The following is a 9,931-nucleotide window of genomic DNA, read 5'->3' as shown; positions in this document are numbered from 1 at the left end:
GTGATCTCGATACTCTGGAGCGCATTATTGATCTGTTACTCCGGTTCAGGTTGCTTCACAAACATTCGGTACAGAGCGCTTGGCATTCTGAAGTGCCTACCAAAACAATCCTCGACAAGCTCCGCAAGTACTGAGGAGTATAGTGAGAGATTACAAGCTTGCCTGTAATATGAATGAGCGGAATTCAACTCGCTTTCCCCAGCCGCTCACCAATGCCTTCCCGGCCCTGAAGCGCACGCCACCAGGGTTCGTTAGCAAGATACCATTCCACAGTGCTCCGTAGCCCTTCTTCAACGGTTACCGATGGCCGCCAGCCTAGCTCATCACGGATTCGGCTCGGATCGATAGCATAGCGCGCGTCATGGCCGGGACGGTCAGTCACAAAGGTAATCTGGTCGGCATAGGATCCCCTCCCAGTCGGGCGCAGTTCATCGAGAATGGCGCAGAGGGTCTTCACCAGTTCCATGTTCGTTCGTTCGTTTTCGCCACCGATATTGTAGCTTCGACCGAGCGCGCCTTTCTCAAGTACCAGCAGTAGCGCATCGGCATGGTCCTCGACAAAAAGCCAGTCGCGGATGTTCGAACCGTCACCGTAGATTGGTAGGGGCTTGCCTGCCAACGCGTTCAGGATGATCATAGGGATCAGCTTTTCGGGGTAATGATATGGCCCGTAATTGTTGGAACAGTTGGTTAGGACAACGGGCAACCCATAGGTCTCGTGCCAAGCGCACACTAGATGGTCAGAAGCGGCTTTTGATGCGGAATAAGGGCTGCGCGGGCTGTAGGCTGTTTTCTCGGTGAACTTCACCGCTGGATTGGCGGGAAGCGAGCCATATACCTCGTCTGTAGAGACATGATGGAAACGAAAGCCTTCAGGGCGGCCCGCTTCGGCCCAGTATTTGCGCGCGGCTTCCAGCATGTTGAACGTGCCAGTGATATTAGTCTCAATAAAATCGCTTGGACCGTCGATCGAACGATCCACGTGGGATTCAGCCGCCAAATGCATCACCGCGTCAGGCCGGTGGAGAGCAAATACACGGTCCAACTCAGCCCGATCACAAATATCTACCTGCTCAAACGTATAGGCAGGGTTGTTTGCCACGGTGGCAACATTGTCGAGGCAGGCGGCATAAGTCAGCGCATCGACGTTGAGAACCTCGTGTCCGCGCGCGACAGCCAGCCTCACAACCGCTGAACCAATAAACCCGGCCCCACCGGTCACGAGCAACTTCATTGTTCATCCTCCCAAACAAAGGGACTTTCAAAATCTATAAAAGACGGCGCGGCTGCGTCTTTGTCCGATAGCGTGACCTCGACGTTACCCACGCCCCAATCGATACTGATATTGGGATCGTCGAACCGCACCACGCCATCCACTTTCGGGGCGTAGTAGTCAGTGCATTTGTAAATGATCTCTGTATCTGGCTCTCGCGTGACGAAGCCGTGCAGGAAGCCTGCAGGAACTAGTAGCTGTTTGCCGTTTTCGAAACTCAGCTCGATCCCGAACCATTGACCATAAGTAGGACTGCCTTTGCGGATGTCCACTGCGACATCGAACAGCCGCCCGCGCCCACAACGTACTAGCTTATCTTGTGCGTGCGGTGGCGATTGAAAGTGAAGTCCCCGCACCGTGCCAACATCGCGAGAAAGTGAATGATTGTCCTGAACAAAATCAAGGTGCAGCCCTTGTTCTGCCAGCACCTGCTTGTTCCAGCTTTCGCTGAAAAATCCTCGATCATCGCCAAATCTTCGAGGCGTAAGAATGACCAGCCCAGCAAAGCCTGTTTGTTCGACGTGCATGCATTCCCTCTTTACAATTTACTGATTACTGACGGAACGCCAGTGGTTTCACCCAAGCCTACATGTTGCGCTAACAACCCAGTCACGATTTTTCAATGCGAAAATCTTGGACCGCGAGCAATCCGATGACCAAATAAGGCGTTCTTCCCGTGCATGAGTTGAGAACCTGCACAGGGGTCCGTTTTTTTAAAATGGCGCCGAAGCTCCGTCGATGCCTATCCTTTGGGCAGGGCTGCGCCGAGGCATCATAGTCCTTCAATGGCGGGGTTGATCCTTCAATGTCGAGCCGCTACGGAGGGGCCGTATATTTGAGAGAAGACACAACCACTGGCTGCAGTATTGTTGAGGCAATATTACGTGAAAAATGTTTATATAACCGGAGCTTCCGGGGTAATTGGTTCCGAGCTCGCAGCCGCCCTCATAAGTGGTGATGGCGCTGAGAGCGTGAGGGCCGTGTCGCGGAGGCCTTGTCCTACTCTGGCGGCGGATCACCCTGCCCAACTTCAAGCGAGAGCAATTTTTGACGGATCTTGGCTTGCTCCGGACGACACCGACGCTACGATCCTACACTGTGCTGGTCTTTCTGATCCCCGGTCCGTTTTTCGAAATTTTGCGGTTTTGGCGCATGAGCACATCTTGCCGCATGTCGAAATGGTCGAGGCGTTGCTTGCGCGAGGGTGGCGTGGGCGTCTGGTGTTCTTTTCATCTGGCGGCGCCGTCTATGGCGACGCGCTCCGTTTGCCGATCCGCGAAGATCATCCAAAGGCACCAATCAGCATATACGGGCTCCACAAGCTCATTCTCGAGCGCGCCTTTGCTCAGTTGGCCGAGGATCGCGGATTCGAGTTGGTGATTTTACGTGTCTCAAATCCTTACGGGTCGATGGTCAGTAAGCCCAACCAAGGCGTCATCCCGATCCTGATCAAATCCATGCTCCACGATACCGAGTTTCAAGTTATCGGTGATGGCCGCGCCGAGCGTGATTATCTAGAAATGAGCGATCTGATTGCCGCAATCCAGAAAGCGAGTGTGTTCGAGATGCGCGAACCTGTCGAAATACTAAATATCGGCAGTGGAGAGCGAACATCGCTTCAGGGCCTGATCAAAACTCTTACCGAACTGACCGGGCGCAAGCTCAGGACAACCTATTTGCCAAGCAGGATCGATGTGCAATCCAATGTGCTTGACTGCGGCCGGGCGCGCGAAATGTTGGGCTGGGAAGCAAAAATATCACTTAACAATGGGCTTGTGAAACTCGTGGAGCGCATGAATGTTCATCACAACAGAAAGTAATCAAACAGCGCTCGACCCAAAGCGACGCACAATGACATGGCCTGGTCCGCGGATCCTTGTGACCGGTGCTGAGGGACAGCCGTCCCGCGACTGGATTGCATCGGCGGAAGTGTATTATTTGGTTGTTGACCTTTTGGTGGCTCCTGTTAGCCGCTTTGATGCCCTGCGTAATGTATTGAACCGTGCCGCCCGCGCTAGGATCAACCTGAGAGGGCCTTTGCTGTTTAGCAACAAAGCCATCCCTGATAATGAAGTCGGGCGTCTCGAGCAGGCAGTGCGTGATGACCCTTGGCTAATCGAGGCCACCGCCGACCCCGTGGATGGTAAATTCACGATGTTGGTTCTCGGAGAGAGTGTTGTCACCAATCCGTTGTTCAAGAACTTTTTCGGTAGCTTGCACGAAGGCGTTACGGAAATGCAGACCGGGAATTGCATTACTTTGATGCAGGAACACCTAGTCTGGCGCAGAGAAGGGCAGACCGAATGAGCCTCCAGAACTTGTGGCAGGAAATTCTCGCTGACACCGGGATTCCCGAAACACGGCCTGATTTCCGCTTTGATCCGTACTTTTATGGCGCTCGCTATCCCGATCTTGTCGTCAGCGGAGTCGATCTGCAAAGACATTTCGAGACCTGTGGTAGGGCCGAAGGACGTTTTGCGAACAACTACCATGAAACGCTGGAGCATCTACCCGAACTTGACAGGCGTCTGGCCGAGATTGCAGTTGATCCACGGTTGCGCGCCGAGATCGAGCTTGGCACCGGGGATGTTTTCGAGCTGATCTTTGAGCTCTTGTCGGTCGGCGACCCGATCGACAGGATGCTGTCAAATTTTTCACAGCGTCAGTATTTTCAAGCATATCCGGATGTCGAGAAAGCCGGCCTCAATGCCTTCCACCATTACCTCCGCTTCGGGGCTAACGAAGGGCGCAGGAGCTTGCGCGAGATCCGTGAGAGCCAGTTTCGAGGTGGTCAAAAATTCGATAAAGCCAAGCCGACTTGTGCGATTTGCATACACACCTTGTCTAGGTCCGGCGCGCCGATCGTTGCGCTTGATATGGCGAAAGGTATTGCGAAAACTCACAATGTCGTTGTTATGGCCCTGCAGTCGGGGGAGCTATTGGAGAAGTTCCAAGAGACAGCTTTTACTGTTCTGCTTAGCAGTACGCCAGACGAAGATCTTGATTTTTTCCATCTGCCAGACGTAACGAATCTTGATTTTGCAGTTCTCAACTCGGTTGAAAGCTTTCCATTCGCCAAGGCTTTTGTGCGGCGATCGGTTCCTTTTGCAAACTATATACACGAGTTCGCGGACAACATGCCGGTTGGTAAGTGCTTTTGGAGCGCGCTGTTCTCTGATCTCGTCATTTTTAGTTCGACGACTGTTCGGGATAGTTGGTCTGGTATTCTCACAGACATGAGGTTCGATGTAACCCGTGACACTGCAGTGATAGCGCAACGCGAGTTGCGCCCGGGCACGCCATCCAGAAGTGAATTTAAGAAGGCACGTGATCATCTTTCCCGTCTTCTTGGTGTTGATTGCTCTAGCCGTCGTGTAGTCTATGGCGCAGGAAACGTTGAGTGGCGAAAGGGGGTCGATCTTTTTGTGCTCACTGCGCAAATGGCACGCACTCTGGATCCTGAAACGATATTCGTCTGGATTGGGGATAGGCGGAACCATGAGGACATTCACTTTGGCGTCTGGCTTGAAAAGCACTTAAAAGAGGCTGATGCAGATAACCCGACAGGTAATCTGTTCTTTTTGCCGGCAGGTGATTACTATTCGGATTTAGGTCGTGCGGCTGACGTGTTCTTTCTGCCTTCGCGGCTTGATCCCCTGCCCAATGTCGTCTTTGACGCGATAAATTTCGGCTCGCATGTGGTTCTTTTTCAGGGGGCTACCGGGTTTGATGATGACTGTTACGCGTCGTTTGATAAGATCGTCCGAGTTGGGTATGGCGATCTTGTATCTGCTCGCGATGCACTTCTTTCTGTAGGCCAAAAGCAACCATCAAGAGTCAGTTTGGGAGCATTTGGTCGAACGAAACCAGCCCCAGATATAGCTCTAAAGATATCCCACGCATTGCACGAACGACTTGCCGCTCGACGCTATTTGGTAGCGGGTGAAGGTGAATATGACATTCCCATGCTTTTTTCCACGCGCGAACAGGATCGCGAGGCGCGCAGGAACGAACGTGAAAAGATGTGGTCCTACAATCGCCTTTGGGTTTGGCAGTCCCGTGCTCAAGCGGAGGCCGAGTTGGCTGCGTCCGACAACTGGATGCATCAAAACAGTCGCATCGAACGTTTCGCATGGTGCGACACCGTTCCGTCTTTTGATTTTTCTGTACACATTCATGCCCATTACACTGACAATATTGGCGGCGATCTACTTTATTATCGGGCCCTACAGGAGGCACGGCGCATCGTCGTAACAACTGATACTCAGGACAAGGCAGCCCGAATTTCTCAGATTGGGCAGCAGGCTGGCGTTGCGGTGGACACTCTCGTGGTTCCCAACAAGGGTCGTGACATCCTGCCTTTCATGCAGCTTTTTACTAATGGCTATGCCCAAGAGGACGAGATCTGGTGCCACGTCCATCAGAAGAAGTCTCTTGGGGTGACCGACGCGGGCGAGACCTGGCGTCGCTTTCTTATGGCGATTCTACTGGGGGATGATACCCGGCTCTCATCCGCTCTAGAGCATATTGCCCAACCGGAAACAGGTCTTGTTACGGCCTTTGATCCTGGTGTCAGCGATTGGGCTGGATCGCGCCGCCTTTTGCCGCAGATTGCGCAGAAGCTGCCAGGGCCGATCCCTGAGCATGCGCTGCTGTTCCCGGTAGGTAACATGTTCTGGACACGCGGAAACCTGGTTGCGAAGATGAATAGCATATTCGGGAAGGACTACCCTTGGCCGAACGAGCCCATCGCCACTGACGGTACCGTATATCACCTGATTGAGCGGCTCTGGCCGGCGGCAGGCGCGATGGCCGGACTGAACGCGGTGTTCCTCGACAAACCAGACCAGCAAAGGGTGTAACCGAAATGCGGATCGTCTTTCATATCGGGATGGGGAAAACCGGAACCACGTCCATTCAGCACGCCTTGCGCACCAATGCCGAGGCACTATTCAGTCAGAAGGCGGCCTATCTGAGCATGTGGTTCGACGAGATCGACCCGGCCTATAAGGGCGTCGGAGGCTTCACCCGTTTCATTGCCGGAAGTGAGCAGGAAAAGACTGCGAGAGCCGATCGTTTTCATGCGTATCTGCTTGACCGTGCTGAGAGGGACGGAGTGGAAACGTTCATTTTCTCCAATGAAGGAGTGTTCCAAGCTGGGGCCCAGCTTGGGCCATTTTTTCGCACCTTAAAAGCACATGGTCTGCCCATGTCCTTCTTGGCTTATATGCGTGATCCAAGGGCGTGGCTGCCATCTGCTTACACGCAATGGGCGATCCGGCACAAGACGAACGAAGGGCCAATTCAGGATTTTCCAACCGCCGCGCGGCGCCTGATCGGCCAATATGAGGGGATCCGGTTTTGGCAGCAGAATTTTGGCGATGTCCTGACAGTGAGACCGTTTGAACCCGGTTTCGATGTCGTGCAGGATTTTGCTGCAACGGTGGGTCTGACCCTACCGGATACCAAAACGCGCAAACTGGAACGCGCGGAACCAGCGGATACCTTGATGCGAGCGATGTTCAACACCCGCTTTCCTGGCCAGGTTCTGCCTGACAGGTTCGATCGGTTTGTCACCAACTCCTCTCATGCGCCGGTCCCGTCCACGCATGAGATGGCCGAGCGTTGCTTCTGCCACGACGGCGCAGACGAGATCATCGCTGAAAAACGCAACTTGTTCGAGCATATTCGCGATGCCGTCGGGCTCGATTTCCTTGAGGGAGAACCGCGCCAATCGAAATCACCAGATGAGGCCGAGCTTCAGCGCCGGGTGATCGACTATCTGGTCGAGGTGACCTTCGATCAGGCGCAGCGCCTCAAACGGTTGGAGCGGCTTGTCAATGAACTCAAGGCGCATGGTGACGGATCGTGAAAATCATCATCCATGTCGGCATGCCCAAGACCGGGTCAAGCTCGATCCAGCAGACCTTTGCCCGCCTCAACCATCCTGATCTAAAATATATTGATTGGGACGCCAGCGGCAACCACTCTGCCCTGTTTGTCCTGCTGTTCCAAGACGTGGACAAGCTCGCCGAGTTTCACAGCTTCAAGGCACGCGGACCCGAGTTTATCCGCGACCTGCCAGCGCTGCGCGAAGAATGGCGCGAGCGGATCTCGAGGGAGCTAGCCAATGCTGACAATAAGACGGTGATATTTTCGGGAGAGGCGATTTCCTCCCCAGCATTTGAGAATGCAGCGCAACGCATGCATGATTTTTTTGCAGAGTTCTCGCACGACATCACAGTAATTGGGTATTCGAGACCACCTTCTGACTTCATAACTAGCGCTTATCAGCAGAACTTGAAGATTAAAAAAGTTTCATCGGTTTCTAGAAATGACAAGTCACCACAACTTGAAGCCGTTCTGGAGATGCCACGGTATCGCGCGCGTTTCGAAAAGATAGACCGAATTTTCGGGCGCGACGCTGTGCGCCTCAGGGAATTCTCGCGCGAAAGCCTGTTTGGCAGCGACGTGGTGCAGGATTTCGCGCACGAAATCAGCGTGGCGCCATTGGCCGAAGATCAGATCCTTCGCACCAATGAAAGCCTGAGCCTCGAGGCCGTAGCGCTTCTCTATCTTCACCGAAAGTTGAGTGGGGGCTTCGTTTCTGGATTCAAGCGCGCGGCCGAGGCGAACATGGCCTTCATTTCCCGGCTTGCCACGATAGGGCGCCGCAAATTCGCCTTCTCCCCGCAAATGCTCGCCCCGATCCTGGAAAAAGAGCGTGACGATATCGCCTGGATGGAAGAGCGCCTCGGCCACCCGTTCTCGGAGGCGGGTACTGCACACCCGGATGCAATCGGTTCGCTCGACGATCTGACCGTTATTGCGCTGAAACAATACGACACAGTGCAGGAATTGCTGGGCAAACAGGCCACGTCAGGGGGGCAGGCAACCACCGAAACCCTTGTCCACGCGCTTGAACGATTGCGCGAAAACTGTTACTTAGAAGTGTTGAATTCTGCATCGCAGCGACGCGCAAAAATTGCGTCACGATTTTTAATAGAAAAAGGTAAATCTACCATGAAAGCCACGACCGATCGACCGGAACCGACCGAAGCGGAATTGAATATCCGCCGCAAGCTGGCGCATGTTCTTTGGATCCAAGAAAACGAGAATACGCTGCCAGAGGATATGGATGCTCGTAAGGAAATGTTCCAATCCTCTAAAGTTGGTTATTTGAGAAGGGCTAGAAATCTAGTGCAGCGCCTCAAGAACCACGGTATTGAACTGACGGAACAGCCTGATTGAATTGGGCGGGAGTCTCTATATCCGAATGGTGATTCGTGGAAAATGCATCATTCCCGGCGGAGGGGACAATCTCCTCCGATAGAGCCGTCATTGTCGGGGTGCGGCAGACACTTTTCTTGCGGGGTGGGAGTAACCAGCTCTTCCGGCTGTATGAACAGCCTGACTTTCTGGATGATGCCGCCCTCGCATCCGCCTGGGCAGATCTGTCGCTGGCGCGTCAAAAGCGATCTGACGAATGCGGGACTCCCTTTCTGCAACTTGTCATCCCCGAAAAGACGTCGGTCTTTGCACCGGTGTCGCCCATTTCAAACGCTGGCGAGACCAGGCTTTTGAAGCGCACGCGGGGCCGGATCGCACGGGCGGTGCGGCCCCGGTCCTTTCTGGACTGCCATGCCCTGCTGACCCAGACCCTGGCGCCCCTGTCCACCTTTCGGCGACTCGATTCTCATCTCTCCACCTTCGGGGCACATACCATCGTGGCCGCCAGCCTTGCGCGGCTGGGCCACCAGGGTGCCCTGCAAGAAATGCGCAGACCTACGATCTGGCGGAAAATGGCGTCCGACCTGGGCGAACGTTTTCCCGAGATCGAGCAAGAGGATATGCTGCTGGTCGAACGCCTGCGCAATGCGGCGGGCGAGGATCTGGAGCCTAATCTTCTGTATCAGCATGATCCCGGCGAAAACCATCTCGGTATGGTTAAGAAATGACGCTGCACCAACGCCCCCTTGCGGAAAAAGGTGCTGGAGTTTGGAAACTCGTTTTTCGGAAATGGCGACCATTCCGGAAAACTTTTCTGGTGGTATTCCCGCCTTTTCCAAGATTTCATGTTTGTGTGGTCACCACAGATAGACTGGGGCCTGGTGAGCGAGTACCAACCCGATTATCTCCTCGCTCAAACCATAGAGCGCTTTCTCACCCGCGTGCCGGAGTCCTAAAACCACTTGCTCGACATCAATGCGTCCCCGAAGGTTAGAGAACCATTTTGCACGTCCAAATCGTCATGGCGACCCTATTATTTAGCAGCCGGCGCCCTTCAAAATGGCGCGCGCCGCCCGTTATGGAAACCGCGTGTAATCATGGTTATGGTAAATAACCCCGTGGCGCGGGATCATTCGCGGCCATAGATATCCTCATGGCGCAGGATATCGTCTTCGTTCAGATAGCTGCCGGTCTGAACCTCGACCAGGTAAACCGGCAGTTTGCCCGGATTGGCGAGCCGGTGTTTGGTGCCCAAAGGAATGTAGACACTTTCATTCTCTGTCACGAGACGTGTTTCGTCGCCGATCATCACCTCGGCTGTGCCTTCGACCACCACCCAATGTTCTGACCGGTGATGGTGGCTTTGCAGGCTCAGGGTGCCATTGGGATGAACCATAATCTGTTTGACCTGAAACCGCGGCCCCTTGG

At 54.0% G+C, this 9,931-nt stretch carries 9 protein-coding genes; 6 read left to right on the top strand and 3 right to left on the bottom strand.

All coding sequences use genetic code 11. From position 1 onward, the window contains the following. Positions 1-184 precede the first annotated feature (184 nt). Both rfbB and rfbC read right to left on the bottom strand, forming a co-directional pair. Positions 185-1,234 (bottom strand): dTDP-glucose 4,6-dehydratase, encoded by a 1,050-nt coding sequence (gene rfbB / locus A3722_RS01865; protein ID WP_067625510.1) that lies wholly within the window; start codon positions 1,232-1,234, stop codon positions 185-187. Then, positions 1,231-1,800, bottom strand: coding sequence for a dTDP-4-dehydrorhamnose 3,5-epimerase (gene rfbC / locus A3722_RS01860; RefSeq protein ID WP_067625512.1), 570 nt, complete (start codon positions 1,798-1,800; stop codon positions 1,231-1,233). The genes rfbB and rfbC overlap by 4 nt, the downstream gene beginning before the upstream one ends. A gap of 357 nt (positions 1,801-2,157) precedes the next feature. On the opposite strand from rfbC, the gene A3722_RS01855 reads away from it, so the two are divergent. From A3722_RS01855 to A3722_RS01830, 6 genes are read left to right on the top strand one after another with little or no spacing between them, the layout of a single operon-like run. Further along, positions 2,158-3,093, top strand: coding sequence for an NAD-dependent epimerase/dehydratase family protein (locus A3722_RS01855; RefSeq protein WP_067625527.1), 936 nt, complete (start codon positions 2,158-2,160; stop codon positions 3,091-3,093). Beyond that, the gene (locus A3722_RS01850) at positions 3,071-3,580 is read left to right on the top strand and encodes a hypothetical protein (RefSeq protein ID WP_150120045.1); all 510 of its coding nucleotides are present in this window, start codon (positions 3,071-3,073) and stop codon (positions 3,578-3,580) included. The genes A3722_RS01855 and A3722_RS01850 overlap by 23 nt, the downstream gene beginning before the upstream one ends. Next, positions 3,577-6,135, top strand: coding sequence for a rhamnan synthesis F family protein (locus A3722_RS01845; RefSeq protein WP_067625518.1), 2,559 nt, complete (start codon positions 3,577-3,579; stop codon positions 6,133-6,135). Before A3722_RS01850 ends, A3722_RS01845 begins: the two co-directional genes overlap by 4 nt. Positions 6,136-6,140: 5 nt before the next feature. After that, positions 6,141-7,145 carry a hypothetical protein gene (locus A3722_RS01840; RefSeq protein ID WP_067625521.1) on the top strand — a complete coding sequence of 335 codons (1,005 nt, stop codon included), beginning with the start codon at positions 6,141-6,143 and terminating at the stop codon, positions 7,143-7,145. Continuing rightward, complete coding sequence (locus tag A3722_RS01835; protein WP_067915884.1) at positions 7,142-8,524, top strand: hypothetical protein; 1,383 nt, start codon at positions 7,142-7,144, stop codon at positions 8,522-8,524. The genes A3722_RS01840 and A3722_RS01835 overlap by 4 nt, the downstream gene beginning before the upstream one ends. Before the next feature lie 35 nt (positions 8,525-8,559). Continuing rightward, positions 8,560-9,231 (top strand): hypothetical protein, encoded by a 672-nt coding sequence (locus tag A3722_RS01830; RefSeq protein WP_067623890.1) that lies wholly within the window; start codon positions 8,560-8,562, stop codon positions 9,229-9,231. A gap of 401 nt (positions 9,232-9,632) precedes the next feature. On the opposite strand, the gene A3722_RS01820 is transcribed toward A3722_RS01830, so the two are convergent. Next, on the bottom strand, positions 9,633-9,931 hold a 299-nt coding region (locus tag A3722_RS01820), incomplete at its 5' end, for a cupin domain-containing protein (protein ID WP_150120399.1).

Source organism: Sulfitobacter sp. HI0027 (genome assembly GCF_001634775.1).
Classification (GTDB): domain Bacteria; phylum Pseudomonadota; class Alphaproteobacteria; order Rhodobacterales; family Rhodobacteraceae; genus Sulfitobacter.
The sequence above is the reverse complement of the archived record's forward strand: the minus strand, read 5'-3'. Positions and strand labels throughout refer to the sequence as shown.